The organism is Deferrisoma palaeochoriense, assembly GCF_054656955.1.
Genome location: NZ_BAAHXI010000018.1, coordinates 15403 through 40944 on the forward strand (window position 1 = coordinate 15403; position 25542 = coordinate 40944).

General features: G+C 71.2%; 24 protein-coding genes. 17 read left to right on the forward strand and 7 right to left on the reverse strand.

Annotation, left to right across the window (positions count from 1 at the left end):
* Positions 1-55: 55 nt before the first annotated feature.
* The 8 genes from metX to ACYQ8L_RS06945 all read left to right on the forward strand — a co-directional run bounded on the left by metX (position 56) and on the right by ACYQ8L_RS06945 (position 8888).
* Positions 56-1189: a homoserine O-acetyltransferase MetX gene (gene metX, locus ACYQ8L_RS06910; protein WP_459941084.1), complete on the forward strand. Its 1134-nt coding sequence runs from the start codon at positions 56-58 to the stop codon at positions 1187-1189.
* A 72-nt stretch (positions 1190-1261) separates the two neighbouring features.
* Complete coding sequence (locus ACYQ8L_RS06915; RefSeq protein ID WP_459941051.1) at positions 1262-1537, forward strand: photosystem P840 reaction-center cytochrome c-551; 276 nt, start codon at positions 1262-1264, stop codon at positions 1535-1537.
* A gap of 7 nt (positions 1538-1544) precedes the next feature.
* Positions 1545-4442 (forward strand): tetratricopeptide repeat protein, encoded by a 2898-nt coding sequence (locus tag ACYQ8L_RS06920; RefSeq protein ID WP_459941052.1) that lies wholly within the window; start codon positions 1545-1547, stop codon positions 4440-4442.
* A 249-nt stretch (positions 4443-4691) separates the two neighbouring features.
* Positions 4692-5333 (forward strand): MotA/TolQ/ExbB proton channel family protein, encoded by a 642-nt coding sequence (locus tag ACYQ8L_RS06925; protein WP_459941053.1) that lies wholly within the window; start codon positions 4692-4694, stop codon positions 5331-5333.
* Between the two features lie 3 nt (positions 5334-5336).
* A complete protein-coding gene (locus ACYQ8L_RS06930) occupies positions 5337-5741 on the forward strand; it encodes an ExbD/TolR family protein (RefSeq protein ID WP_459941054.1) in 405 nt (134 codons plus the stop codon).
* A gap of 4 nt (positions 5742-5745) precedes the next feature.
* Positions 5746-6534, forward strand: coding sequence for a TonB family protein (locus tag ACYQ8L_RS06935; RefSeq protein ID WP_459941055.1), 789 nt, complete (start codon positions 5746-5748; stop codon positions 6532-6534).
* Between the two features lie 19 nt (positions 6535-6553).
* Positions 6554-6850 carry an FtsB family cell division protein gene (locus tag ACYQ8L_RS06940; protein WP_459941056.1) on the forward strand — a complete coding sequence of 99 codons (297 nt, stop codon included), beginning with the start codon at positions 6554-6556 and terminating at the stop codon, positions 6848-6850.
* Positions 6837-8888: a sensor domain-containing diguanylate cyclase gene (locus ACYQ8L_RS06945; RefSeq protein WP_459941057.1), complete on the forward strand. Its 2052-nt coding sequence runs from the start codon at positions 6837-6839 to the stop codon at positions 8886-8888. Before ACYQ8L_RS06940 ends, ACYQ8L_RS06945 begins: the two co-directional genes overlap by 14 nt.
* Before the next feature lie 163 nt (positions 8889-9051).
* On the opposite strand, the gene ACYQ8L_RS06950 is transcribed toward ACYQ8L_RS06945, so the two are convergent.
* Complete coding sequence (locus tag ACYQ8L_RS06950) at positions 9052-9870, reverse strand: IclR family transcriptional regulator (RefSeq protein ID WP_459941058.1); 819 nt, start codon at positions 9868-9870, stop codon at positions 9052-9054.
* 159 nt (positions 9871-10029) lie between these two features.
* On the opposite strand from ACYQ8L_RS06950, the gene ACYQ8L_RS06955 reads away from it, so the two are divergent.
* The 7 genes from ACYQ8L_RS06955 to ACYQ8L_RS06985 all read left to right on the forward strand — a co-directional run bounded on the left by ACYQ8L_RS06955 (position 10030) and on the right by ACYQ8L_RS06985 (position 15840).
* Positions 10030-11925 carry an aldehyde ferredoxin oxidoreductase family protein gene (locus ACYQ8L_RS06955; RefSeq protein WP_459941059.1) on the forward strand — a complete coding sequence of 632 codons (1896 nt, stop codon included), beginning with the start codon at positions 10030-10032 and terminating at the stop codon, positions 11923-11925.
* 20 nt (positions 11926-11945) lie between these two features.
* The gene (locus ACYQ8L_RS06960; RefSeq protein ID WP_459941060.1) at positions 11946-12443 is read left to right on the forward strand and encodes a 4Fe-4S dicluster domain-containing protein; all 498 of its coding nucleotides are present in this window, start codon (positions 11946-11948) and stop codon (positions 12441-12443) included.
* The gene (locus ACYQ8L_RS06965; RefSeq protein ID WP_459941061.1) at positions 12428-12712 is read left to right on the forward strand and encodes a MoaD/ThiS family protein; all 285 of its coding nucleotides are present in this window, start codon (positions 12428-12430) and stop codon (positions 12710-12712) included. Before ACYQ8L_RS06960 ends, ACYQ8L_RS06965 begins: the two co-directional genes overlap by 16 nt.
* Positions 12709-13965 (forward strand): NAD(P)/FAD-dependent oxidoreductase, encoded by a 1257-nt coding sequence (locus tag ACYQ8L_RS06970; RefSeq protein WP_459941062.1) that lies wholly within the window; start codon positions 12709-12711, stop codon positions 13963-13965. The genes ACYQ8L_RS06965 and ACYQ8L_RS06970 overlap by 4 nt, the downstream gene beginning before the upstream one ends.
* Positions 13962-14150, forward strand: coding sequence for a hypothetical protein (locus ACYQ8L_RS06975; RefSeq protein WP_459941063.1), 189 nt, complete (start codon positions 13962-13964; stop codon positions 14148-14150). The genes ACYQ8L_RS06970 and ACYQ8L_RS06975 overlap by 4 nt, the downstream gene beginning before the upstream one ends.
* A gap of 8 nt (positions 14151-14158) precedes the next feature.
* Positions 14159-15052, forward strand: a complete 894-nt coding sequence (locus ACYQ8L_RS06980) for a carbohydrate kinase family protein (RefSeq protein WP_459941064.1) — start codon at positions 14159-14161, stop codon at positions 15050-15052.
* A 206-nt stretch (positions 15053-15258) separates the two neighbouring features.
* Positions 15259-15840, forward strand: a complete 582-nt coding sequence (locus tag ACYQ8L_RS06985) for a TMEM165/GDT1 family protein (RefSeq protein ID WP_459941065.1) — start codon at positions 15259-15261, stop codon at positions 15838-15840.
* Between the two features lie 232 nt (positions 15841-16072).
* Here ACYQ8L_RS06985 and ACYQ8L_RS06990 read toward each other — a convergent pair whose 3' ends face one another.
* From ACYQ8L_RS06990 to ACYQ8L_RS07005, 4 genes are all read right to left on the reverse strand, one after another.
* The gene (locus ACYQ8L_RS06990) at positions 16073-16753 is read right to left on the reverse strand and encodes a metal-dependent transcriptional regulator (protein WP_459941066.1); all 681 of its coding nucleotides are present in this window, start codon (positions 16751-16753) and stop codon (positions 16073-16075) included.
* Entirely contained in the window at positions 16750-16929 is a 180-nt protein-coding gene (locus ACYQ8L_RS06995; RefSeq protein WP_459941067.1) for a hypothetical protein, read from the reverse strand. The genes ACYQ8L_RS06990 and ACYQ8L_RS06995 overlap by 4 nt, the downstream gene beginning before the upstream one ends.
* Positions 16926-18905 carry a ferrous iron transport protein B gene (gene feoB / locus ACYQ8L_RS07000; protein ID WP_459941068.1) on the reverse strand — a complete coding sequence of 660 codons (1980 nt, stop codon included), beginning with the start codon at positions 18903-18905 and terminating at the stop codon, positions 16926-16928. Before feoB ends, ACYQ8L_RS06995 begins: the two co-directional genes overlap by 4 nt.
* A 68-nt stretch (positions 18906-18973) precedes the next feature.
* Entirely contained in the window at positions 18974-19972 is a 999-nt protein-coding gene (locus ACYQ8L_RS07005; protein ID WP_459941069.1) for a patatin-like phospholipase family protein, read from the reverse strand.
* 463 nt (positions 19973-20435) lie between these two features.
* Between ACYQ8L_RS07005 and ACYQ8L_RS07010 the strand changes: the two genes are divergently transcribed.
* A complete protein-coding gene (locus ACYQ8L_RS07010; RefSeq protein WP_459941070.1) occupies positions 20436-20852 on the forward strand; it encodes a thioesterase family protein in 417 nt (138 codons plus the stop codon).
* Positions 20849-21856, forward strand: coding sequence for a hypothetical protein (locus tag ACYQ8L_RS07015; protein ID WP_459941071.1), 1008 nt, complete (start codon positions 20849-20851; stop codon positions 21854-21856). The genes ACYQ8L_RS07010 and ACYQ8L_RS07015 overlap by 4 nt, the downstream gene beginning before the upstream one ends.
* A 58-nt stretch (positions 21857-21914) precedes the next feature.
* Here ACYQ8L_RS07015 and gyrB read toward each other — a convergent pair whose 3' ends face one another.
* Positions 21915-24332 (reverse strand): DNA topoisomerase (ATP-hydrolyzing) subunit B, encoded by a 2418-nt coding sequence (gene gyrB / locus ACYQ8L_RS07020; RefSeq protein ID WP_459941072.1) that lies wholly within the window; start codon positions 24330-24332, stop codon positions 21915-21917.
* A gap of 111 nt (positions 24333-24443) precedes the next feature.
* Positions 24444-25541 carry a DNA replication/repair protein RecF gene (recF, locus tag ACYQ8L_RS07025; protein WP_459941073.1) on the reverse strand — a complete coding sequence of 366 codons (1098 nt, stop codon included), beginning with the start codon at positions 25539-25541 and terminating at the stop codon, positions 24444-24446.
* Between the last annotated feature and the right edge of the window lies 1 nt (position 25542).

Sequence of the window (25542 nt, forward strand, 5' to 3'; positions counted from 1 at the left end):
CCCCACGGTGAGGAGAGGAGGAACCCGGTTGACCAAGCCGTCCCCTACGGCCGGGGTGGGCCTCGTGTCGCCCCAGAAGGCCGTCCTGTGCTCCCCCCCCGACGAGCTCTACCTGCAGAGCGGCCGGATCCTCGGTCCCATCGAGGTGGTCTACGAGACCTACGGGACGCTCTCGCCCCGGAAGGACAACGTGGTTCTGGTGTGCCACGCCCTGTCCGGGGACGCCCACGCCGCCGGCTACCACACCCCCCACGATCCCAAGCCCGGGTGGTGGGACCCCATGATCGGCCCGGGGAGGCCCATCGACACCGACCGGTATTTCGTCCTGTGCTCCAACGTGTTGGGGAGCTGCCGGGGCACCACCGGCCCCGCCAGCATCAATCCCCGCACCGGAAGGCCGTTCGGCATGGCGTTTCCGGTGGTCACGGTGCGGGACATGGTGCGGGTCCAGGCGCTCCTCCTGGATCACCTGGGCATCCCGGAGGTCCTCTGCGTGATCGGCGGTTCCATGGGCGGCATGCAGGCCCTGGAGTGGGCCGTGCGCTATCCCCACCGGGTCCGGTCCATCGTGCCGATCTCCACGACCGGGGCCTCCTCCCCCCTGAGCATCGGGTTCAACAAGATCGGCCGGCGGGCCATCATGAGCGACCCCAACTGGCGGGGCGGCGACTACTACGGCCACGAACCCCCCCGCGACGGGCTTGCTGTGGCCCGGATGATCGGCCACATCACGTTTCTGAGCGACGCGTCCATGCGCCAGAAGTTCGGGCGGCGCATCTCGGGCCGCGAGGGCATCTACGCCTTTTCGGCCCAGTACGACGTGGAGCGCTACCTCCACTACAACGGGTACAAGTTCGCCGAACGCTTCGACGCCAACAGCTACCTGTACCTCACCAAGGCCCTCGATCTCTTCGACCTGGGCGACGGGTTCCCCAACGGCATGGAGGGCGCCCTGGCCCAGGTGCGCTGCGCCGTGCGGTTCATCACGTTCACCGGCGACTGGCTCTACCCCCCGCTCGATACCGACATCATGGAGGAAATCCTCCGGCGGCAGGGCAAGCGGGTCGAGCACATCCGGGTCGAGAGCGACTACGGCCACGATGCGTTCCTGGTGGAGTACGACCTCTACACCCACCACGTCGCCGAGTTCCTGGCCCGGGTGCAGGAGGAGGTCCGCGGCGCGGTTTGAGCCCCCGGTGCCCGGTGGTATACTGAGAGCCTTCGGGTGCGTTTTGCCCCTTTCCCGCACAGGAGGACCCCCATGCGCCGCTGGCTCACCTGCCTCGCCCTCGTCTCGGCCCTCGTCGCCGGCCCCGCCGTCGCCCAGGAGTTCGACCTCGAAGCGGCCAAGGCTCTCTTCGAGCAGAAATGTTCGGCCTGCCACTCCCTGGACCGCCCCCTGAAGAAGAACAAGGACCGGGCCGGCTGGGAAAAGACCGTGTCCCGGATGGCCCGGTACGCCTCGGGCATGATCTCCCCGGAGGACGCCGACATCATCGTCGAGTACCTCACCCGGGTCCGGGGCCCGGCCGAGTAGATCCCCCTTGCGGCCCGCCACCGCCTGGATCCGAACCCTAGCCGGCGCGGCCGCTGCGCTTTGGCTCGCCTCCCTCAGCCTCGGCCTGGAGACAGGCCCCGGGGAACTGAGCGTGCCCGAGGTGGTGGTTCGGGCCCGCGACCCCCTTCGGCTCGAGGCGTCGCGCCGTGGCGTTTTGCCTTTGGAACCGGGCACGATCCCGGTTCCGGTCAGCCTCCCGCCGGTCCCAACCCCCGAGCTTCCGACCCCGGTGGCGCCACCGTCCCCCGAGATCCGGTCGCCCGGCTGCGCCTACCGGGGGGCCCTGACTTCGGCGCTCGCCCGGGCCGCCAAAGGGGCCGAGGGCACCCATAAAACCGCCCTCGACCGCCTGAGCCGGGGAAACCGCGCCGAGGCCGAACGGTTTTTCCTGGAACTCCGGCATCGGTTTCCCGACACCCCGGAAGGGGACGACGCGGCCTTCTGGCTGGGGGAGATCCGCCGATCCCAGGGAAAACTGGATGAAGCCGCGGGGTTTTACGCCCTGGTCCGGGGTGAGCGGCTCTGGCAGGCCCGGGTCCGGCAGGCCTGGTGCCTCGATCGGCTCGGCCGGGCCGACGAGGCCCTCTCTCTGTGGCAGGAGATCGCCGAGGCCGATGCCCCGGCGTTTCGGGCCGTGGCGTGGTACCGCATCGGCCAGGCGCGGCTCGAGGCCTCGCGGTTTGCGGAGGCGGCCGAGGCCTTCGCCCGGGCCCTCGAGCCCGAGAGCGCCGGGGTGGCGCCCCACGCCTCCCTCGGCCTGGGTGTCGCCCGGTTCCGGGCCGGGGATTCCCAGGGGGCCGAAGACGCGCTCTACGGGTTCCTTCTGCGCTACCCGGATCACCCGGGCAGGGACACCGCCCGCCTCCTTCTGGCCTGGATCCTCCTCGACCGCGGCAAGGCCCCCGAAGCCGCCGAACAGCTTCGGGCCGTGGCCCAAGCGGCAGGGGACCCGGACCTCAAGGCCGCCGCCCGGTACGGGCTGGTGAGGGCCTCGATCCAGCGGGGGGACCTGGAAGCGGCGGCCAGGGCCCTGGCCGAGGTGCCCGAAGGGGAGTGGAATCACCGCGCCCGGGTGGCCCTGGGCCGGGCGCTCCTCGAGGCGGCCCGGGCCGAGGAGGCCCTCGCGGTCCTCCGCCCCGTGGCCGATCGGGACGTGCCCGTGGCCCGGTACCTGGCCGGGGAGGCCCTGTACGCCCTCGGCCGGTTCGGGGACGCCGCGGTGGAGTTCCGGCGGGTGCCGGACGCGTCCGCCCTGGCCGCCCCCGCCCGGCACCGGGAGGGGCTTTGCCTTCTCCTCGCCGGCCGGGCCGACGAGGCGGCGACCGTGCTCCGGAGGGCCCTCGCCGCCCACCCCACCTACGAGCGGCGGGACTGGCTGCGGGCCTGGCTGGGGGAGGCCCTCTACCGCCTCGGCGACCTCGAGGGCGCGGCCGAGGCGTTCGCGGCCGTGCCGGAGGGGAGCGCCGCCGAGCCCCTGGCCCGGTACGGCGAGGCCTGGATCGCCTTCGACCAGCGCCGCTGGGACGAGGCCGCACGCCGGTTCGCGGCGTTCCTGGCCCGGTTCCCCGAGGACCCGAACCGGGACGAAGCGCTCCTGGCCCGGGCCCGGGCCCTGTACAACCGCCGCGACCTGCCGGCCGCCCTCTCGGCCCTGGACCGGCTCGAGGCCACCGCGGCCGATCCCTACTACCGGTCGGCGGCCCGGTTTTTCCGGGGCTGGATGCTCGCCCGCTCGGGCGACGACCGAAGGGCCGAGCAGATCCTGTCGGCGCTCGTGGCCGAGGATTCCCGGGGGCCGTTCGCGGTGGAGGCCCGGCGGACCCTGGCATGGGTGTGGTACCGGGCCGGCCGGTTCGCAAAGGCCCTGGAGGCGTTCCGCCAGCTCCAGGCCGAGCCCGACCCCGTGGGCGCCGAGGCCCGGCTCAAGGTGGCCGACTGCCTCTACAACCTGGAGCGGTTCGAGGAGGCCCGGGCGGCCTACCGGGCCCTGCCGGACGGGCCCGAGGCCCGGTTCGGGGAGGCCCTGTGCCTGGTGCGGCTCGGGCGCGCCGAGGAGCTCTCGTCGGCGGTGGAGGCGTTCCTCCGGGACTACCCGGCCGATCCCCGGGGCGTGGACCTGGCCCTGGCCCTGGCCCGCCTGTGGGAAACGGAGGGCCGGCCCGCCGAGGCGGCCCGGGCCTACGAGCGGGCGGCCCGGGCGGCCGGCGAGACGGCCCGGGCCGCCGAGGCCCGGCTCGAGGCGGCCCGTCAGCGGCTCGCCGGGGGAGACCGGGAGGGGGCGGCCCGGATCCTCGAGGACCTGGCCTTGCGGGACGATCTCGTCGGGCTCGCGGCCCTCCGGGACCTGGCGCGGCTTGCCGAGATGGAAGGCCGGGACGCCCGGGCGGCCGCGTTGTGGGAACGGGTGGCCCAACGCTCCGAGGGGCCGGAGCGCGTCGAGGCCCTCCGGGCCGCCGCCCGGGCCCGGGCGGCGCTCCTGGAGTGGGACCAGGCGCTCGCGGACCTGGGTGCCGCGGCCGAGGCCTGCCCCGCCGACCGGCCCGACCTCTGCCAGGCCGTGGAGGCCGACCGGGGGAGGGTGCTCCTCCTGTCCGGGCGGCCCGACGAGGCGGCCGCCGTGCTCCAACGCGCCGCGGATCTCGGCAAGAGCCCCGACGGCCTGCGGGCCCTCCTCTGGGCCGGGCGCGCCCTGGAGGCGGCCGGCCGGCCCGACGACGCCCTGGAAACGTTCCTCCGAATCGGGTACCTGTATCCCGACGAGGACCCCCTGGTCCGGGAGGCCCTGGGCCGGGCGGCCGCCCTCCTGGAGGCGAAGGGCGAGGCCGAACGGGCCCAAAACCTCCGCGCCCGGATCGAAGCCGCCTCCGAGGGCGAGGGGCCGTAACAGGACCCCGATCCGAGGCGAGCTCCCGGAAGGGGGAACGGGGGCACCAAGGCAGGACCGGTGAAGGCATGGCCGGGCGGCCTGCCCCTTTTCCGGCACCCGGCTCCCCACGAGCCCCCATCCCCACCACCGGTGGGGTCCGGCGGCTAGAGAGATGGAATCCCGAGAGGTTTTGGGTCTTCCAGGTTTCCAGCGCCCCGGCGTTTCATCATCCTCCGCCCACCCCTGATCTTCCTTCGGAGGAGATCGATGTACGAATACCTGATGAAAGGCGGCATCCTCATGATCCCGATCGCGGCGTGCTCGGTGATCGGGCTCGCCGTGTTCCTGGAGCGGGCCTGGATGCTCCGGGCCGGCCGGAACATTCCCCGGGATCTGCTGCGGCGGGTCGAGGACCTCTACCGGCGGGGACAGGTGGAAGAGGCCCTGGCGGTCTGCCGCCGGAGCCGCAGCCCCCTGGCCCGCATCCTGGCGGCCGCCCTCAAGAACGCCGGCCTTGAGCGGGAGGTCGTGAAAGAGGCGGTCCAGGAGGTCGGCCGGCGGGAGGCCGCCCACCTCGAGCGCTACGTCGGCGTGCTCGGCACGGTGGCCAACGTGGCCCCCCTTTTGGGGCTCCTGGGCACAGTGAGCGGCATGATCAAGGCCTTCACCGTGATCAGCGTCGAGGGGGTGGGGAACCCGGCGAGCCTTGCCGGGGGCATCAGCGAGGCCCTTATCACCACCGCGGCGGGCCTCACCGTGGCCATCCCGGCCTTCGTGGCGTACCGGTATTTCCTGGGCAAGGTGGACCGGATCGTGCTCGAGCTCGAGCAGCACGCGATCCATTTCGTGGATCTCGTGAAGCGGCCCGACCGCCGACCGGTCTCGGCCGCCAAGGCGGCCGGGGGCTAGGCCATGGAGTTTCGCAAAAAGCGAAGGGAGCTCGTGGGGCTCGAGATCACCCCCCTGGTGGACGTGGTCTTCCTGCTCCTCATCTTTTTCATGCTTTCCACCACCTTTGTCGTGTCTCCCGGCATCCGGATCGACCTGCCCAGGGCCCGCTCCGAGCCGGTCCGTCAGGAGGTGAAGGACCTCCGGGTCAAGATCGACGCCGAGGGAACCTTGTACCTGGGCGACCGGCGGGCGAGTCCCGAGGACCTGGACGCCCGGTTCGCCGAGGTGGCCCGGGCCAACCCCGACACCCTGGTGATCATCGAGGCCGACGAGGCCACCCGCCACCTGCACGTCGTGGACGTCATGGACCGGGCCAAGAGCGCGGGCCTCCACCGGCTGGCCATCGCGACCCGGCCGAAGCGGTGAGGCGGTGACCCGGCAGAGCCCCCTGACCCTCGCGCTGGCCGCGAGCCTGGCCGTTCACGGGGCCCTCCTGGTCCTCACCCCGGGTTTCCGGTGGCAGATTCCGGTGCGGGACCGCGGCCCGGTGGAGGTGGAGCTCCTGCGCCCCGCGGCCGAACCGCTCCGGCCCGAGCCGCCGGAGCCGCCGCCGGACACCGAGGCGCCCCCCGAGCCCCTCGAAGCCGCGGAGGCCGAGAGGATCCTGGGGCAGGCGCTGTTCCCGGAGCTCGCCGCCCCGCCGCGGATCGCCCCGCCCCCTCCGATCCGGCCACCGGCCCGAAGGGCCCCGGCCCCGGCCGAGCCCGACGAGGTGCCCTGGGTGGCCCCACCCCCGCTTCCCCCGGTTCCGGAGCCGATGCCCCAACTGCCCTCCTCGGTGCCGGCCGTGGCCGCCCCCGAGGAGGCACCCCGGACCCGGGTGGAGAACCTCCTGGCCCGGCTGGAGGCCCGGGAGCAGCCGGAACCTCCGGCGCCCCTGGAGCCCTTGGACATCGAGTGGCAGGAGGGGGTCAGCCGCCGCCTCCTCGAGGCCCCGCCCGTGCCGGCCGTCCCCGTGGTCCAGCCCGTCACGGTACGGGTCAAGTTCTGGGTCTCGCCGCGGGGGGACGTGACCCAGACCCTGGTGATCCAGCGGGGTGCGCCGGATCTGGACCGGATCGCCCAGCAGTACGTGGCCCGCCTCCGGTTCAACCCGCTTCCGGCCGGGCGCAACGTGGAGCAGTGGGGCATCGTGACCGTGCGGTTCGAACTCGAGTGACCCTTGGGAGCGTGAGGCCATGTCGAGAAGGGACAAAGTGATCTGCGCCCTGTTCCTCGCCGGGGCGGTGGGCTTCTTTGCCACGGCGCTCCTGGACGCGGTCCCGGAGGTGCGCCGGCTCGACCGGGAGAAGCGGGGGCTCGAGCAGGATGTCCTGGCCATGAAGGCCCGGGAGAAGGATCTCGTGCGGGAGATCCGAGCGCTTCGGTCCGGAGACCCCCGCGCCATCGAACGCCGGGCGCGAGAGGACCTGGGCATGGTACGCGAGGGGGAAACCCTGTTCCTCCTGCCGGAAACGGACGATGCCCGCCGCTGAAGGCGCCCGGACCCGCCGCCCGGGGGGTCGACCCTGGGGGCTGGCGCTGCGGACCCTGGTCCCGGCCGCGTACGCGGCCGCGCTCCTGGCGGGTCTCTTCTCGCCGGCCGCCGGCCTGCGGCCGGCGGCGCTCGTGTTCCTCGCCGGGTTCACCGCCCACTACGTCTGGCGCCTCCACCGGTCCACCGCCACGCCCGAACCCGGGGACCTGGACCGGGTCGAGGTGGGCGTGCTGACCGTGCTGGCCCTCGAAACCGTGCTCGAGGTTCTGGGGGTTCCGGCCCCCTGGCCGCTGGCCGTTTTCGGGGCGGCCGTGGTGGCCCTGGCGCCGTGGCTGCCCCCGGCCGGGCTCCTGGCCCTCCCGGCGGTGGCGGCGGGGCTGCGGCCCCACGCGTTCGTGCCCACCCTCGCCGGCCTCGAGATCCTGGCCGCCGCGGCCGGCATCGTCGCCTGGGCCGAACGCCGCCGCCGGGAGAAGCTTCGGGTCGCCTTCGAGAAGCTCCAACGCGACGCGGCCACCCTCGGGGCCCGGGCCCCCGTCGAGCTCGGCGGCCGCGGGGGCCTCGTGCGGATCGACGAGACCCTGTTCCGGTTCCTCTCGGCCCTCAAGGAGCGGGTGCGGGCCCACACCGCCCTACTGGTGCTCCGGAGCGGCGACGGCACCCTCTACATCCGGGAGCTCGTGTCCGACAACCACGGGGGCATCCGGGAGGACGCCCAGATCCGGCTGGACGCCACCGCGTTCCACTGGATCGTGCGAAACGCGAAACCCCTGGTGATCGGGGACCTCCGGGACCCCGCCGCCCGGCTCGGGTACTACGCCTCCCGGGTCTCCGTGCGCTCGTTCGCCGGGGTGCCCCTCCAGGGCCCCGAGGGGGTCCAGGGAGTCCTGGCCGTCGACGGCCTTGGCCCCCAGGCCTTCGGGGAGGCCCAGGTCACGGCCCTCGAGGTGGCCGCCCACCTGGTGGGGGAGTTCCTCGAGCAGATCCGCGCCTTCGAGACCGTGAAGCGGGAGGCCCGGGATTTCCAGCATCTCCACGAGTTTTCCCGGCGGGTGTCCGAGTTCGAGTCCCAAGGGGAGGTGCTCGACCTCCTCCTCACCACCCTCTCCCAGCGCCTCGGCCCTCCGTTCGCCGCCGTGGCCATCGTGGGAACCGACCGCCGGCTTCGGTTCGAGGCCGTGCTCGAGCCCTGGGCCGACCTGCGCGGCCAGGAGTTCGGGCCGGACGACGGGCTCGCCGGCTGGGTGCTCGCAAGCCGCAACTATCTCCACTACGCCGAGGGCCGCGGCAACACCCGCCGGCCCCTTTTCGGCCCGGGCATCCGCGTGCCCGAGTTCCCGAGCCTGCTCATGTACCCCATGCAGGCCCACGGGGAGCCGGTGGGGGTGCTGTGCCTGGGGCACCGCCAGCCCAAGGCCTTCGACCGCTCCGCCGTGGAGTTCGCCGACGTGTTGGCCCAGCTCGCCGGCCAGGCCCTCCTGCAGCTGCGGAGCCTGGAGCAGCTGCGGGAGATGGCCACCCGTGACCCCCTCACCGGCCTGTGGAACCGCCGGGCGTTCCTCGACCGGCTCACGGCGGAACTCTCCCGGGCCCGGCGGTACCCGAGCCCCCTGGCCCTCCTGCTCGCCGATGTGGACCATTTCAAGCGGGTGAACGATCGCCACGGCCACCCGGCCGGCGACCAGGTGCTCCGGGCCGTGGCCGGAACCCTGCGCTCCCTGGCCCGGGAGACCGACCACGTGGCCCGGTACGGCGGGGAGGAGTTCGCGATCCTGCTGCCCAACACCGACGAAACGGGGGCCCGGGCCCTGGCGGAGCGGATCCGCAAAGCCCTGGAGGCCGAGGCCATCCCGTGGGAGGGCCGCACCCTGCGGGTGACGGCGAGCCTCGGGCTCGGGGTGGCCCAGGAGGGCGACGACACCCCCGACGCCCTGATCTCCCGAGCCGACCAAGCCCTCTACGCCGCCAAGGAGACCGGCCGGAACCGGGTCGTGGCCTACTCCGACATCCGGGAGTACGCGTCGTGGGGAACCTGAGGGGCGGGGATAGTTACCAATACCTTCAAAAGTATTGCCTGGGGGCGGGTGGGGGACTGGTTCCGGCCGGGCGCTCCAGCAGCCCCCATGCCCCTGACCGTGCCTCTTTAGCCGCCGGAGCAATAGTAACCGGTTCCCGGTGGGTTCTGAGATGGCCGGGGGCCTACGCGCCCGGTGAGCCTGACCCCGCCGCCGGCCCCCCTTGCGCGCCTCCCCCGGCGCCGTTCTCCCGGGCGAGGATTCGGGCGATCGCGTCGGCGGCCTCCCGCACCCTTCGACCCGCGGCCTGCCAGCCGGCCTCGGTGAGCCCGGCCCCGAACCCCACGGCCCACACGAGCGCCACCGGATCGCCCCCCACCCGCACCGCGGCCGCCACGGCCCGCACCCCCTCCAGATACTCGCCGTTGTCCTCGGCGTACCCCCGTTCCCGGGCCTCCTCCACCTCGGCCCAGAACGCCTCCGGGGTGGTTTTCGACCGGTCGGTGAACCGGGGAAGCGTTTTCCGGCCCAGGAGGGCCCGGCCCCTCTCCGGGGCCAAGGCGGCCAGGAGCGCCTTGGCCGTGGCCGGGGCGAAAAACGGCACCGCCTCGCCCGGACGGGCCTGCACCTGCATGCCGTGCCCCCCCGGCACGCAGTCCTCGATCCGGACCCGGTCGCCGGCCGGCACCCCCACCAGGGCCGTCACCCCGAGGTCGGCCGCGATGCGCTCCAGGAACGGACGGGCCACCTCGGCCACGTTCCAGAGCCCGTAGGCCCGGCGGGCCACCCGCAGGAGTTCCGGCCCCAACACGTACAGCCGGCCCCTGCGCTCCACCCATCCCCGCTCCTCCAGGGCGTTGAGGATACCCAGTAGCGTGCTCTTCCCCACCCCCATCACTCGCGCCAGCTCGCTCAGCCGCTGGGGCCGGCCCTGGGACAGGATCTCCACCACGTCCATCGCCCGCACCACGGCGGGCGGTCGGTACCCGGAGGATTCGGCCATGGGTCCCTCCTCGAAGGACGTCTGTTCACTCAGATGAACCCTTTCTACCTCTCTCCGCCACCCGCTGCAAGAAATTTTTGTGAAATCTCCCTTGACAACGGGAAAGCAAGCTGGCAGCCTAGGGCCCGTAAGTTCTGTTCCATGAACATGGAGAGAGCCATGGCACTGAACCGCAAGATCGCCTACGTGGATCTCACGGCCGGCACGGTGGAGACCCGGGACATCCCCTTGGAGCTTCGCCGGAAGTTCCTGGGCGGACGGGGGATGGACGCCTACCTCCTCTACAATCACGTGGAGCCGGGCACGGATCCCCTCGGACCGGGCAACGTGCTCGTGTTCAGCGCGGGGCTTCTGAGCGGCACCCCCGCCCCCGCCGGATCCCGGGCCCAGATCAGCGCCAAGTCCCCCCTCACCGGGATCCTCGGCAGCTCGAACATGGGCGGGTTTTTCTCTCCGGAACTACGCTACGCCGGGTTCGACCACATCGTGGTTAAGGGCCGGGCCGCCTCCCCGGTGTACCTCTGGGTCCACAACGGGTCGGTGGAGATCCGCAGCGCCGAGCACCTGTGGGGCCTCAACACGGTGGACACCCAGACCCGGCTTCGGGAAGAACTGGGTGACCCCGACGTGAAGATCGCCTGCATCGGCCCGGCCGGCGAAAACCGGGTCCGGTACGCCTGCGTGATCACCGGCATCAAGAACGCGGCCGGCCGCACCGGCATGGGCGCGGTGATGGGGTCGAAGAACCTCAAGGCCGTTGCGGTCCGGGGCACCCTGCCGATCCGGCTCGCCGATGCCGAAGGCGCGTTGGCGTACCTCAAGGAACTGGTGGACTACATCCACTCGGCCAAGTACACCGAGATCATCGGCAAGTACGGCACGCTGTTCATCTTCGACGTCACGAACTCCACCGGGCTCATCCGCACCCGGAATTTCCAGTCGAACCAGATGCCCTTTTCCGAGGACATCGAGGCCGAGGCCATGGAGCCCTACACCGTGGGCATGGCCGCCTGCTACGGGTGCACGGTGCACTGCCGGCACAAGTACGTGCTGCCCCAGGGCCGGTTCAAGGGCCAGTACGGCGAGGGGCCCGAGTACACGAGCCAGGGGGCCTTCGGCACCGAGGTGGGCGCGAACCGGATGCTCGGGATCCTCGAGGGCAACCAGCTCGTGAACCGCTACGGGCTCGACACCCTGGAGGTGGGGAGCATGATCGCCTGGGCCATGGAGCTCCACGAAAAGGGGCTTCTGCCGAAGGACCTGGTGGGCGATCTCGATCTGCGGTGGGGCAACATCGACGCCGTGCTCCAGCTGGTGGACGACATCGCCCACCGTCGGGGTCTCGGGGACGTCCTGGCCGAGGGGCCCCTGGGGGCCATCGAGCGGCTCGGCCCCGAGACCGCGTACTACAACATCCACGTGAAGGGCATGAGCAACCTCCAGTCCGACGAGCGGCCCACGCCGTCGCTCGCGCTCAACATCGCCACCTCCACCCGGGGCGCCGACCACCTGCGCAGCCGCCCGGCCATCGACCTCTACCACCTGCCCCCGAAGGTGCTGGAGGAGATCTACGGCCGGCCGGGACTCACCTCGGACTACCGGGATTACGAGGGCAAGCCCTGGATGGTGGTGTGGCAGGAGCGGCTCTACGCCCTGGTGGACTCCCTGGGCGTGTGCAAATTCCAGTCGGTGTTCCTGTCGCCCCACATGCCCAAGGCCGAGGAGTACGCCCGGGCCCTACGGCTCGTAACGGGGCTCGAGTTCACCCCGGAGGAGCTCATGGAGATCGGGGAGCGGGTGACCACCCTGGAGCGGCTCTTCGACATCCGTGAGGGGGGGATCGGCCGGGCCGACGACCGGCTGCCCGAGCGGTACTACACCGAGCCCACCCCGGCGGGCCTCCCGGCCGTGCGGGGGAAGGTCATCGACCGGGAGAAGTTCGAACAGATGCTCGACGAGTACTACGACATCCACGGCTGGGACCGGGACGGCCGCCCCACCCCCGAGGCCCTCGAACGGCTGGGGCTGGCCGCCGAACCCTCCCGGCTCGTGTGAAGGCCAAGGAGACGATCGCCATGAAGATCCTCGCGGTGGACGAACGCCGGTGCACCGGCTGCCGGATGTGCGAACTCGTGTGCTCCGTGCGTCACGAAAAGGCGGCCGACCCGGCCCGGGCCCGGATCCAGGTGGTGAAGTGGGAGGAACGGGGCGTCTATCTGCCGATGGTGTGCCACCAGTGCGAGGACGCCCCCTGCGCGGCCGTGTGCCCGGTGAACGCGATCGGCCGCGACGAGGAGCTCGGCCGGGTGAAGACCGACCACGACCTGTGCATCGGGTGCCGGGCCTGCGTGTCGGCCTGCCCCTTCGGGGCCCTGGGGTTCCACGAGGAACGCGCGAAAACCCTCCGGTGCGACCTGTGCCACGGGGACCCCACCTGCGTGAAGTTCTGCGAGACCGGGGCCCTTCGCTACGAGGAGCCCGATCGGGTCGTGGCCGAGCGGCGGCGGGAGGCCGCGGCCCGGCTGCGGCAGATCCACCCCCTCGAGGGGAAGCACCCATGGCCGTCACCGTGACCTTCCACGGGTTCCCCGAGATCCGGCGGGCCGCGGGCACCACGGAGTTCCGCATCGAGCCCGACCCCCCGACCCTGGGCGCCCTCCTGGAAGCGCTCAGGGAGCGCGGCGTTCCCGTGGCCGAGCGGCTCGTGACCCCCGAGGGCCACGTCCAGGACACCGTCCAGGTGATCCGGAACGGCGACGAGTGGCTCCCCCGCGACCGGCCCGACACCCCCCTCCGGCCGGGCGACGAGATCACCTTCCTGTTCATGATGGCGGGCGGATGAGCGGGCCCACCATCGCGATCGTGGGCTGCGGGGTGGCGGGCGACGAGGCGGCCTTCGCCGCCCGGCGGGCCGACCCATCGGCCCGCATCGTCGTGTTCACGGCCGACCCGCTGCCCCTGGTGAGCCCCTGCGTTCTGGCGGACTACGTGGCCGGGGAGATCCCCCGGGAGCGCACCCATCTGCGGCCGGCCGACGCCTACCGGGAGGCCGGCATCGAGCTGCGGCTCGAGGAACCGGTGCGGCAGTGGGACCCCGGGCGCCGAGAGCTCCTGACCGACGGCGGCCGCCACCCCTACGACCGCCTGGTCTGGGCCACGGGAAGCCGGGCCACCTTCCCCGACCTTCCCGGCGTCGGGCTCCCCGGCGTGCTCTCCCTTCGCACCCTGGCCGATGCGGACGCGCTGCGGGCCCCTCCCCCGGGCCGGGCCGTGGTGGTGGGCACGGGGCTCGTGGGGGTGGAGGCGGCCTGGGCCCTCCGGGAGCGGGGGTGGGACGTCACCCTGGTGGGCCGCCGGGGCCGGGTGCTCCCCCGGCTCTTCGACGAGCCCATCGCGGCACGGCTCGCCGACGCCCTGGAGGGGATCGGGATCCGGCTGGTCCTCGGCGAAAGCCCGGTGGAGGTGCTGGGTGCCGCCCGGGCCGACGGGCTCCGGACCTCCCGGGCGGAGTATCCGGCCGACCTCGTCGTGTTCGGCGCCGGCCAGGCCCCCCAGGTGGAGCTGGCCGCGGCCGGCGGCGTGGCCCTGGGTCCCTCCGGGGGCATTGCCACGGACGAGTCCATGGCCACGAACCTGCCGGGGGTCTACGCATGCGGCGACTGCGCCGAGACCGTGAACCGGTTGACGGGGCGGAGGGGGGTGTTCATGCTCTGGCACAACGCCCGGCGCCAGGGCCGGGTCGCGGGGCTCGGGGCCGCCGGATCGCCGGCCCGGTACCCCGGAAGCCTGGGCGTGTCCACCGTGCACGCCGGCCACGTGGCCGCCGCCTCGATCGGCACCCCGGCCGCCGAGCACCGGGACGGATCGGCCGACCTGGTGCACCGGAAGACCCCCGACGGGGAGGTCACGCTCGTGATCCAGGAGGGCCGGGTCGTTGGCGCCCAGGCCCTCGGGAACACCGCGCGCATCGGGGAGCTCACCGCCGCGGTTCTCCGCCGGGTGGCGCCGGAGCGCCTTCCGGCCCGCCCCACCCCCTGGACCCTGTGGCTCCGCCGCGTTGGCGTGCCCCTAGACCCTTGGAGGAGGACCCCATGAGCACCGCCGAGACCGAGAAGCGAAAGGCCCAGATCCGGTGCCTCAACTGCTTCACCCGGTTCTTTCCGGAACCCGGCCAGAAGGTGGCCCGGTGCCCCGGTTGCGAGATGGAGTGGCGGCTCACCTGGACCGGCCCCCACGCCGTCAAGGTCCGGGGCCCGGTCTGGGAAAAGGTGCCCGTCTGAACGATCCGGTGCCGCGCTTCGACGTCCTGTGCATCGGCCGGGCCTGCGTGGACGAGATCCTGAAGGTCGACGCCTACCCGGCCGAGGACACGAAGATCCCCCTGCGCGACCGCCTGGTGGAAGGGGGCGGGCAGGCTTCGACGGCCGCCTGTCTCGCGGCCCACCTGGGAGGCCGCGTGGCGTTCCTCGGGGTGCTGGGCGACGACGAACCCGGCCGATTCGCCCGGGAGCGCATGGCCGCGTTCCGGGTGGACCTCTCCCCCTGCCCCCCGCCCCGGGGCACGACCCCGGTGGCCTACTGCATGGCGTCGCGTTCCTCGGGGACCCGCACCATCCTGTACGAGCCCTCGCCCGAACGCCTCCGGTCCGGCGACGTGCCCCCCGAGGCCATCGCCTCGACCCGGGTGGTGCTGGCCGACCCCCAGGCCGAGCCGCTTCTTCCGTCCCTCGTCGCGGCCGCCCGGGCCGCAGGCACCCTGGTGGTGGCCGACGCCGAGCACGCCCGGCCGGGATGGGAGCAGACGTGGGGCCTCGTGGACGTCCTGGCCGCCGGCGGCTCGTTCCTGGCGGAGGCGTATCCCGGCCTCCCGCCCGCCGAGGCCCTGGAACGCCTGGCCCGCTCGGCCCAGGGTACCTGCCTCGCCACCCAGGGCGCCCGGGGGGCGATCGCCTGGCTTGGGGGCCGGGTCCGCCGGTTCCCGGCGCCCGCGGTCGCGGTCCGGGACTCCACCGGCGCCGGCGACGCCTTCCACGGGGCCCTGGCCCTCGCCCTCGCCAGGGGGGCGGACCTCGAGCGCGCCATCCCCTGGGCCGTGCGGGTGGCCAGCCTCTGCTGCCGGGGCCTCGGCGGCCGGAGCTTCCCGGATCCGTCCGAAGTACTCCCGGGCCCCTGGGAGGGGTGAGAAGGCTCGGCGGCGAGGCGGCCTGGCAGCTCGGCAGCTAAAAACCTTCGCGATTCGAGCGCCACCGCATGCACCAACCCCTTGGCTCGGCGGCCGTGGCACCGCCGAGGGGCCGCGGGCGTCGGGCCAGCCGCTCCGCCCTTGCTTCCCCGGCCCTCCCCTTTTAACTTCAGCCCCTTCGTGTCCCCCGAGCCGGAGCGGCGCCGGTGCAGGAATCTGCGTTTCTCTCCACCTTCGGCCTCGTGTTCCTGGCCGAGCTGGGCGATAAGACCCAACTCGCCACCCTGGCCCTGGCGGCCCGGTACCGCTGGAGGCCCGTGGTGGCCGGGGTGTTCGCGGCCTTCGCCGTGCTGAGCGCGGCGGCCGTGGCCGCCGGAGAACTCGCCTCGGCCGCCCTGCCCCGGGTCTGGGTCCAGGCGGCGGCAGGGGTGCTCTTTCTCGCCTTCGGCGTCCACTCCCTCGTGCGCCGCGATGCCCCCGAAGCGGAAAACGGCCCCAGGGCGGGATCCCTGGGGCCGTTCACCACGGCGTTTCTCTTGATCTTCCTCGCCGAACTGGGCGACAAGACCCAGCTCGCCACGGCCGGGCTCGCGGCCCGGTGGCAGGCGCCGGTCGCGGTGTTCGCTGGGTCGTGCCTGGCCCTCTGGGCCGCGAGCGGCCTGGGGCTCACCGTGGGGGCGCGGCTCGCCCGATGGGTGTCCTCCCGTCGGCTTCACACCGCAGCCGGCCTCCTGTTCCTCGCGTTCGGCCTTGCGACCCTCGTGCCCTTGCTATTCGGAGGAGGCTAAGGGGTACCAAGCAACTTCCTGTTAGGAAGCTGGGAGGCTAGGACGCAAAAATCCTTCGCGATTCCAGCATAATCGGCTGTCCCACCCGGGGCAGCGGCTACCGACCCGCGACATCCCTTTTCTCTCCGGCGATTCGGTCCGCCCCCCCCTCACCGTGCCCCCCTCCCCTGGGGGGAGGGGGACGGGGGGAGGGGGCAAGCCGCGACGCGGCCTACCGGCGCGTCCCTCCACCTCATGCCCCGAACCGAAACCCCCACCGCCGGCGCCGCCGCGGCCCCGGCGCCCCGGGTTCCCGCCGCACCATGATCAGGCCGGCCATCTCCGCGTCCACCGCAAACCGGCTGAACCCCACGGTGAACACGTAGGCCGGAAAGGCCTGCTCCACCTTCAGGCGGCTCCCCGGGCGCACCCCCATGGCCATGAGCTTCTGGAGCTTCTTGGAGTCCTGGGTCTTGAGGTAGGCCACGGTCCCCTCCTCCCCGGGCCGCAGGTGGGCCAGGGGCGCCACGTACCGCTCCCCCTCGGCCCGGGCCTTCTCGCAGCAGGGTCCGGGGGGGATCGGCCGGCCGTGGGGGCAGGTTTCCGGGTGGCCCAGGAGCTCGCACACCCGCTCCTCCACCCCCCGGCGCAGGGCATGCTCCATCTGGCAGGCCGCGGCCTCCATGTCGGCCCGGGAGGTGTCCACCACGTCGCTCATGAGCCTCTCGGCCAGGCGGTGCCGCCGGATCACCTGGCGGGCTTCCTCGCGTCCTTTTTCCGTAAACGCGAGCCCCTCGCCCTCGCCCCGCACGAGGCCCTCGGCCGCGAGGGCTGCCAGGTCCTCCCGGGACGGCTCCTCCTGGCCGGTCTTCCCCTCCTCCAACCGCTCCCACAGGGTTTCGAGCACCTCCTCGGTGCGCTCGTCCGGGCTCATTTTCTCGTCTCCTTGCCGCGGCCCCGAAGCCACCGGACCCACCCGGCCTCCCGGGGCATCTCGTAGCCGCAGTACGGGCATTTCACGTTCTTGCACCCCCCGAAGAGCGAACACGCCCCGCACTCCTTGCGGGCCGCCTCCTCCGAGAACTCCTTTCCACAGAAGCCGCACTTCATAGCTGGATCTCCAGGGCCGTGAGAAGCCCGTTGACCGCGGCGCCCACGGCGAAGGCGAACACGAACACGAACCCGGCGATGGCCAGGGCCGTCTTGGTGCCCCGCTCCTTCTGCATCACCAAGAACTGGGCGATGCACGGCACGAACAGGGTCAGGGTGATCGCGGCCACCGCCAGTTGGTTCCCGGTGAGGAGGCCCTGGGACTGGAGGTCGTAGAGGCCGGCGGCGCCGTAGTCCCGGCGGAAGAACCCGAACAGGAACGCCACGGCCGCCTCCTGGGGCAACCCGATCCAGCCCATGACGACCCCAAGGCCCGCCACGATCGCGTCGAACAGGCCGGTGAGCTTTCCGAGCCAGATCAGCACGCTGGCCAGGAGAAACAGCGGCAGGATCTCGGCGAAATACCACTGCATGCGCGTCAGGGTCTTCACGGCCACGGCGCCGGGCCGGGGCAGGCGCAGGGGTGGGATCTCCATATAGAACACCGGGGGCTCCCCCGGAAGGATCTGGGCCGAGAGCCACCCCACCAGGAGGAACACGCCGATCACGAAGGCCGCCCACACGGCCATGGCCCGGGGCGCCGTGGACATCATGCCGAGGATCACCCCGAGCTGGGCGCTGCAGGGGATGGCCAGGGCCAGGAGCACGGTGGCGATGATGCGCTCCCTCGTGGTTTCCAGGGTCCGGGTCACCATGGTGGCCATGGTGTCGCAGCCGAACCCCAGGGTCATGGGGATCACCGCCCGGCCGTTCAGGCCGATGGCCTTGAACACCCGGTCCACGAGCATGGCGAGCCGGGGCAGGTACCCGGAATCCTCGATCACGGAAAAGGCGATGAAAAAGGTCCCGACGATCGGAAGGATGATCGCTACGGCGTACCGCAGGCCTAGGGTAATCACCCCGTAATCCAGGGCAATGAGTTCCTGGAGCCAGGGCCACGGCACCCAGCGGGTCACGGCGTCGTTCACCCAAGGGTTCACGTAGGCTTCGAATACGTGGCCCTCCAGGAAATCCACCACCGTGCCGGCCCCGAACCCCCCGACGAACTTGTAGAGCCCGAAGTAGAGCACCGCGGCCAGGATCGGAAGCCCGGCCACCGGGTGCATCATCCACCGGCTCAGGCGCTCGCCCCACGTGACCACGCCGGTCTCGGGAGCCCGAAACACGGCGTCGGCGAGCCGCTCGGCCTCCTCGTGGAGCCGCTGCGGAATAAGCAGACTCGCCGGCGCCCCGGCCCGGCGTTCCACCTCGCGCCGGGCCCTCTCGACGCGCTCGATGTCGCCGGCCGATAGTTGCAGGGTCTCCTCAAGTCTCTCGTCGCCCTGGAGAAGAAGAAGGGCAAGCGCCCGCGGACCCAGCCCCGCCCGGGCCGGCACCAGGGGCTCGATCTCGGCGAGGGCGGTCTCCACCTCGGGCCCGTAGTAGATCTCCGGCCGGCCCGAAGAGCGCCCGGCCTCCGGCAACCGATCGAGAAGCTCCCGGACCCCCCGTCCCGTGAGCGCCGCGGTGGCCACCACCGGCACCCCCAGGGCTCGCTCCAACGCCTCCACGTCGATCCGGACCCCGAGTCGCTCGGCCTCGTCGATCATGTTGAGCACGAGGACCACCGGGAGGCCCGCCTCCACCAACTGGAGCGTCATGGGGAGCATCCGTTTCAGGTTCTTCGCGTCCACCACGTGCACCACGGCGTCCGCATCCCCCCGGAACAGGATGTCCCGGGCCACCCGCTCCTCCTCGGTGATGGGAAGCAGGCTGTACATCCCCGGGGTGTCCTCCACCTCCACCTCGTCCCCCGCGTGTCGGAGCTTTCCCTTCGACACCTCCACGGTGGTTCCGGGGTAGTTCGACACCACCACGTAGGAGCCCGTGAGCCGGTTGAAAAGGGCGCTCTTGCCCACGTTGGGGTTCCCCACCAGCACGATCTTTCGAATGCCGGCCTGGGGCCAGGCGGCCGCGCTTCCCTCGTCTCGCCGCATGCCATCTCCTCGGTACAGATCTCGACAATGCGGGTATTGAAGCACTATTGCAAATCAAATGCAATATATTATTCCGACGGGATCGGTTCGGACGATACCCCCCGAACGCCGCCCACGCGGGAACCCTGGAGGAACCGCTCGATCTCGTCCCGCCGCCGGATCACCTCCCGGTACCCCTCGTCGATCAGGCGGTTCAGGCGCTCCTGATTCAGCGTCACGAAGCGCACCGGCGGGGGGCCGGGGGGCCGAAGCACCAGGGCCCGGGGTGGGTCGAGCCGCGCGAGTTCCTCCAGCCGGTTCACCTGGGCCCGGTACCTCAGCCCGGCCCGGCGAAGGCTCCGCACCATCCACCCGTTGGCCTTGAAGTACCGCCAAAACACCACCCTCTCGTACCAGGGCAGCATGTCGTCGCGCCACCCCACCGGCCGCGACAGCACCGCCACGATCCGGCGCTCGGGGTGGCCGAGCATCCGCCACACGGTGCGAGCCGGAAGGGGATCCACCACCCCGGCGTCCAGGTACTCGCCGCCGCCGATGCGCACGGTACGGGGATAACAGGCGGGCACGCACATGCAGGCGTGGAGGATGTCGTAGAGGTCCGCCTCCCCGGGGCGAAACAGGTGGAGCCGGCGTTCCCCCACCCGGGCCGCCGCGAACCGGGATTCCATCGGGTTCTCCGAAACGGCCCACTGGTTCAAGGGGTGCCTTTGCGCGAACACGTCGAACACGAGGCGCCCCACGTCGAGGGCGGGCCGGTCCGGGTCGGCCGTGAGGGCGCAAGCCGGCAGGTTCTGGAAACAAACGAGCTCGGGATCGCAAAGCTCCCCCCGCCACACCGCTTCCATATCCTCGCGCTGGCCAGCCGCGAAGTAGGCCAGCGTGGCGGCGCTCGCCGACACCCCCGTGGCCAGGTCCGGCAGGGGAAGGCCCAGGTCCAACCAGGCCATCAGCACCCCCGCCACGAACCCGGCGCGCATAGCCCCCCCCTCGAGCACGAGCCCAGTACGCAGAGCCCGCGCCTTCTCCACCCCCCCGAACGCCCCCTGCACCGCGGCCCGGTGAACCATGTTGCCCTCCGCGGCCCCTTTCCGCAGCCGGCCCCTGAGGGCCTGGGCACCGCAGAACGTCAATCTAGATCGAAAAGCGCCCCTGTCGACCCCTGTTCTTTACCGCCCACGCTCGGCACCGTACACTCGCCCCGTTGGAAGCTCCGGTAGGCCGCGGGGCTCGGCCTGCTCGCGACCCACTGACGTGACACGCGTAAGCGCCGGCGCGCGCGCTGGCGGGCGGGCCAAGGAGCCGCCGTGTCAGGAGTCAGTGGACAGACGACAGAGGACAGAGGGTTCTCTGACCTCTGACTTCTGAATTCTGGCCCCTGATACGACAGTCGCTTCCACGGGTTGGGACAGCCGCTGACGCTGAAATACCAAAGGATTTTCGCGTCCTAGCCTCCTAACGTCCCAGCGATACGTTCCGCCTAGCTGCCAAGCTGCCTAGCCGCCGAGCATGAAGTTACCAGGAGGAGATCCGATGCCGAAGGATGTCGTTCGCGTGGGCGAGTCGTTCACCTACGAGCTCAAGACCACGGAGGACATGGGGGCCCATCGGTTCCAGGAGAGCTCTCCCCCGGTGTTCGCCACCCCGTTCCTGGTGGGCGCGGTCGAAGCCGCGGCGGCCCGCCTCATGGAGCCCGACCTCGAGGACGGGGAGATGAGCGTCGGCGCCTTGGTGGAGCTTCGGCACACGAGGCCCACGCCCCTGGGCTGGACCGTGCGCACCACGGCCCACCTGGAGGAGAAGCAGGGGAAGAAGTACGTGTTCCGGGTGGAATGCCACGACGAGGCCGAACCCATCGGCGAGGCCCGCCACGTCCGGTACGTGATCGAGGCGGGCCCGTTCCTCGCGGCCGTGCGGGAGAAGGCGTCCCGCAAGGAGGGATCGGGATGAGACTCGAAATCCGGGAAGAAACCGCCTCCATGGTCCTCCCCGACGGCCGTCAGGTCGTCCGCCGCGTGGAGGTGCGAACCCACCCCCTCACCGGCGACACGGTGCGCATCCTGACGCCCCCCCACCGTCCGCTCCGGATCCCCGACCTGCGCACCGCCTACGCCCACACCCTGGAGGGCTGCCCGTTTTGCCCGGAAGCCGTGGAAACCCGAACCCCCGCGTTTCCCCCGGACCTCCTCGGGGAAGGCCGGGTGGCCGTGGGGGAGGTCCGGGTGTTTCCGAACCTCCTGGCCTACGCGGGCCTTTCGGCCGTGAGCGTGCTCACCCGGGAGCACTTCGTGGAACTCCGGGACTTCACCGAACCCATGCTGCTCGACGCCTTCGAGGCGGCCCGACGGGTGTTGGGGGCGGTCCGGGAGCGCCGGCCCGACCTCGGGGTGCGCCTCCTCCACTGGAACTACATGCCCCCCGCCGGCTCGAGCATCGTGCATCCCCACCACCAGCTCATGGCTACCCCCACGGCCCCCACCCGGCTGCGGCGCCTGGCCGAGGGTGCCACCCGCGTCGGCGCCCCGCCGGGAACGAACCCCTGGGATCACCTGGTCTCCGAGGAGCGGCGCGACGGCGCCCGATGGCTCGGGGAGGCCGGCCCCTGGCGGCTCCTGGTGGACCCGGCACCCCAGGGCCGCTACTTCGAGTGGGTGGCGGTTCACGCCTCGAAGGCCGACGTGGCCGACCTCGACGCCTCCGACTGGGAGGCCCTGGTGCCCGGGCTTCTTGCGCTGTTCGGGTATCTAGAAAGCCAGGGGCTTTGGAGCTTCAACCTGGCCGCGATGGGGCTTCCCGACCCCTCGTTCCGGTGTCAGGTGCGGGTGGTGCCCCGTGCGTTTCTGCCCCCGGCGTCGTGCTCGGACATCCATTTCGACGTCATCGAACAGGAACCCATGATCCTCCGGTCCCCCGAGGACGTGGCCTCGGAGCTCCGGCCCCTGTTCGGGGGCTGAAACGGCGAAGGGCCACCCGCCATCGGGTGGCCCTTCGTCCATCGCATCGGGCCCGACCCTACACGTCCAGGTTTCGCACCTCAAGGGCGTGGGACCGGATGAACTCCCGCCGCGGGTCCACGGCGTCGCCCATGAGGATGCTGAAGATCTCCTCCGCGGCCACCGCGTCCTCGAGCTTCACCTGCAACAGCGTCCGGCGGGCGGGGTCCATGGTGGTCTCCCAGAGCTGCTGGGGGTTCATCTCGCCCAGCCCCTTGTACCGCTGAATCGTGTACGCCTTGCGGGCCCGTTCGATCAGGACGTCCAGAAGCTCCTGCTTCGAGGCCACCGTCGTCTTTCCCTCCTCCTCGCCGGCCCTGCGCAGGATCGTAAACGGGGGCTCCCGCATGTCCCCCAGGGTCTCGTTCACCCGGTACAGGGCCCGGTAGTCGGCCGACTCGAGGAGATCGCGGTGGATGGGGCAGGTCGCCCGCCGGCCGTTCACCTTCCGCACGGCCCGGAACCGGTACAGGCTGTGCTCCTCGTCATAGCCGTCCTGGCTCACCAGGTAGCCCTTCTCCTCGAGGGCCCGGCGGTAGGGCTCGAACGCCTCTTCCGAACGAAGGGCATCCTCGCTTCGGAGCCCTGCGTTCAGGACCACCCGGAGGGCGTCGCGCTCGAACCCCTTCTTCGCCAACCGCTCCAGGTAAAAGCGGAACTCGAAAATCCGGAGCAGGAGATCCCTCAGGTGGGCTCCGGCGTAGACCCGTCCGGTTTTCTCGATCCGGACCACGTTGTCGCCCACCGCCTCCTCCACGAGGAACCGCTGGAGCTCCTCCTCGTTGGCCAGGTAGCGCTCCTGCTTGCCCTTGGCCACCCGGTATAGGGGCGGCTGGGCCAGGTACAGATAACCCCGCTCGATCAGGTCGGGCATCATCCGGTAGAAAAACGTGAGCAGCAGCGTGCGGATATGGCTTCCGTCCACGTCGGCGTCGGTCATGATGATGATGTTGTGGTACCGCGCCCGCTCCGGGTCGAACTCGTCGTGGATGCCCGCGCCGATGGCGGTCACCAGGGCCGCGATCTCCTTGTTGGAGAGCATCTTCTCGGGCCGAGCCTTCTCGACGTTCAGGATCTTTCCCTTGAGCGGGAGGATCGCCTGAAACCGGCGGTCCCGACCCTGCTTCGCCGACCCGCCGGCGCTGTCCCCCTCCACGATGTAGAGTTCGCTCCGGGCCGGATCCTTCTCCTGGCAGTCGGCGAGCTTCCCCGGAAGGCTCGCGGAATCCAGGGCGTTCTTCCGGCGGGTGAGCTCCTTGGCCTTCCGGGCCGCCTCCCGGGCCAAGGCCTCCCGCGCACATTTGTCCACGATCTTCCGGGCCACGGAGGGGTTTTCCTCGAAATACCGCGAGAGTTGCTCGTTGCAGATGTTTTCCACCAGGCCGCGGACCTCGGAGTTCCCCAGCTTTGTTTTGGTTTGGCCCTCGAACTGGGGGTCCGGCACCTTCACGGAGATCACGGCCGTGAGCCCCGCCCGCACGTCGTCGCCGCTGAGACCGCTTTTTACGTCCTTGAGAAGATTGTGGGCCTTCCCGTACTGGTTGAGGGTTCGGGTCAGGGCCGCCCGGAACCCGGTGACGTGGGTGCCCCCTTCCCGGGTGTTGATGTTGTTGACGAAGCTGAAGAGCCGCTCCTTGTAGCCGTCGTTGTACTGGATCGCGATCTCCACGATCACGTTGTCGTTCTGCCCCGAGAAGTAGATGGCCTCGTGGAGCGGGGTGACCGACCGGTTCAGGTGCTCGACGAACGAACGAATCCCTCCCTCGTAGCAGAACTCCGCCGATTTTTCCTCCCGTTCGTCCTCCAGGAGGATCCGGATCCCCGGGTTCAGGAACGCCAGTTCCCGGAGCCGGGTGGCCAGGATGTCGAACGAGTACTCCGTTTCCGTGAAGATCTCGGGGTCGGGCTTGAAATGCACTTTGGTGCCGCGCCGGGTCGTCGTCCCGACGACCGTGAGGGGCTTGGTCGGAACGCCCCGGCGGAAGGCCTGGTGGTACACCTTCCCGTCCCGGCGGATCTCCACCTCCAGCCACTCGGAAAGGGCGTTGACCACCGACACGCCCACCCCGTGGAGGCCGCCGGACACCCGGTAGGTCTTGTTGTCGAATTTGCCCCCGGCGTGGAGCGTGGTGAGAACGAGTTCGGCCGCGGGCTTCCCCGTGTCCTTATGGATGTCCACGGGAATGCCTCGGCCGTTGTCCTCCACGGTGATCGAGTTGTCCACGTGGATGACCACCCTGACCAAATCGCAGTACCCCGCCAGGGCCTCGTCGATGGAGTTGTCCACCACCTCGTAGACGAGGTGGTGCAGGCCCATCGAGCCCGTGGATCCGATGTACATCGCCGGCCGCTTCCGAACGGCCTCAAGCCCCTCCAGCACCTTGATGCTGTCGGCCGTGTAGAGCTCTTCGATCTTCTGCATATCCTGTTCGGTCATCGTGGCTTCGCCCTTCCTGATCCCTGCGATGGCATGCCGGAAGGCTGGAAAACGACAAGGGACGTGCCGCTCCAAGGGGTGCTCCCCCTCGCCCGGGTCAGCCCCTGGGCGTCACGGGCGGCTCCGGCACGGCGTTCCCAAATCCATCCGGTAAAAACCCACATCGTCCGCGCCGTCCAGGGGCAGGGCCCTGGGATCCGGGGTCGCGACCCACACCTGCCCCTTCCAAGACGTCACGAACCGCCCCAACGCCTCCAGTCGGGAGGGGTCGAGTTCCGCGCCGGGGTCGTCCAAGAGAAGCACGGGCGGCGCTCCCAGGCATCGGAGTCCCCAGCGCAGGAGTCCCAGCTTCATCGCAAGCGCGGCGGTTCGGCGCTGCCCCTGGGACCCGTGGGTTTCCACCGGCCTTCCGTCCAGGAACACCTCGAGCCGGTCCCGGTGGGGTCCCGCCTGGGTAAACCCCCTGCGCGCGTCCTCGTCCCGGTTCTTCTCGAGCGCCGCCGCCAGGGCATCGCCGTACGCCGGCGTCGGCCCGGGTGCGAGATACGGCGCCGACAGCCCCAGCGACAGGGTTTCCCGAGCCCTGCTCAACTCCCGGTACAGCTCCCCCACCATCCCCCCAAGCTCCCCGAGAGTTCTCGCGCGTTCCCCGTGCACCAGCGCCCCGTACCGAGCGATCTCCGCCTCCCACACGGCGGCCTCCCGGGAGCTACGCCGGAGGGCCGCGTTTCTTTGGCGCAGCGCCCTGCGATACCTCTGGAGATGAGCCGCGTGGAGCGGGTTCTGGAAGAACGCGGCGGCGTCCACGTAGCGCCGGCCCGCCTCCCGGTTGGCGTGGGCTAACCCCGTGTCGGCCGGCGAGAACACCACGGTGGGCAAAACAGACAGGTACTCCTGCACGGCCCTGGGACGGGCACCGTCCACCTCCACCCGCCGGCCCGAAGCCGTCCAGGACACGCTGACGTCCCGGGTGATCCCGTCCGCTTCCACCCGGGCTCGGAGGTGGTAACCCGAACCGCCGAATTGTACCAGATCCGAACTCCGGTGAGTACGGAAACTTTGCAGGCAGGACGCGACCCGGATCGCCTCGAGGACGTTGGTTTTTCCCTGGCCGTTGGGCCCCCAGAGCACACAGATCCGTTCGGGTCGGGAAAAATCAAGGGCCGCCAGGTTCCGGAACCCGGCGGCCCGAAACCGCTCGATGCGCACG

What these genes read in the sequence shown, in the direction of transcription:
- ACYQ8L_RS06945 (WP_459941057.1), top strand. Translation starts at nt 6,837, where the DNA reads ATGCCCGCCGCTGAAGGCGCCCGGACCCGCCGCCCGGGGGGTCGACCC.
- ACYQ8L_RS06955 (WP_459941059.1), top strand. Translation starts at nt 10,030, where the DNA reads ATGGCACTGAACCGCAAGATCGCCTACGTGGATCTCACGGCCGGCACG.
- ACYQ8L_RS06995 (WP_459941067.1), bottom strand. Translation starts at nt 16,929, where the DNA reads ATGAAGTGCGGCTTCTGTGGAAAGGAGTTCTCGGAGGAGGCGGCCCGC.
- ACYQ8L_RS06925 (WP_459941053.1), top strand. Translation starts at nt 4,692, where the DNA reads ATGTACGAATACCTGATGAAAGGCGGCATCCTCATGATCCCGATCGCG.
- ACYQ8L_RS06965 (WP_459941061.1), top strand. Translation starts at nt 12,428, where the DNA reads ATGGCCGTCACCGTGACCTTCCACGGGTTCCCCGAGATCCGGCGGGCC.
- ACYQ8L_RS06940 (WP_459941056.1), top strand. Translation starts at nt 6,554, where the DNA reads ATGTCGAGAAGGGACAAAGTGATCTGCGCCCTGTTCCTCGCCGGGGCG.
- ACYQ8L_RS06975 (WP_459941063.1), top strand. Translation starts at nt 13,962, where the DNA reads ATGAGCACCGCCGAGACCGAGAAGCGAAAGGCCCAGATCCGGTGCCTC.
- ACYQ8L_RS06915 (WP_459941051.1), top strand. Translation starts at nt 1,262, where the DNA reads ATGCGCCGCTGGCTCACCTGCCTCGCCCTCGTCTCGGCCCTCGTCGCC.
- ACYQ8L_RS06930 (WP_459941054.1), top strand. Translation starts at nt 5,337, where the DNA reads ATGGAGTTTCGCAAAAAGCGAAGGGAGCTCGTGGGGCTCGAGATCACC.
- feoB (WP_459941068.1), bottom strand. Translation starts at nt 18,905, where the DNA reads ATGCGGCGAGACGAGGGAAGCGCGGCCGCCTGGCCCCAGGCCGGCATT.
- ACYQ8L_RS06960 (WP_459941060.1), top strand. Translation starts at nt 11,946, where the DNA reads ATGAAGATCCTCGCGGTGGACGAACGCCGGTGCACCGGCTGCCGGATG.
- ACYQ8L_RS07005 (WP_459941069.1), bottom strand. Translation starts at nt 19,972, where the DNA reads ATGGTTCACCGGGCCGCGGTGCAGGGGGCGTTCGGGGGGGTGGAGAAG.
- ACYQ8L_RS07015 (WP_459941071.1), top strand. Translation starts at nt 20,849, where the DNA reads ATGAGACTCGAAATCCGGGAAGAAACCGCCTCCATGGTCCTCCCCGAC.
- ACYQ8L_RS06950 (WP_459941058.1), bottom strand. Translation starts at nt 9,870, where the DNA reads ATGGCCGAATCCTCCGGGTACCGACCGCCCGCCGTGGTGCGGGCGATG.
- ACYQ8L_RS07010 (WP_459941070.1), top strand. Translation starts at nt 20,436, where the DNA reads ATGCCGAAGGATGTCGTTCGCGTGGGCGAGTCGTTCACCTACGAGCTC.
- gyrB (WP_459941072.1), bottom strand. Translation starts at nt 24,332, where the DNA reads ATGACCGAACAGGATATGCAGAAGATCGAAGAGCTCTACACGGCCGAC.
- ACYQ8L_RS06970 (WP_459941062.1), top strand. Translation starts at nt 12,709, where the DNA reads ATGAGCGGGCCCACCATCGCGATCGTGGGCTGCGGGGTGGCGGGCGAC.
- ACYQ8L_RS06990 (WP_459941066.1), bottom strand. Translation starts at nt 16,753, where the DNA reads ATGAGCCCGGACGAGCGCACCGAGGAGGTGCTCGAAACCCTGTGGGAG.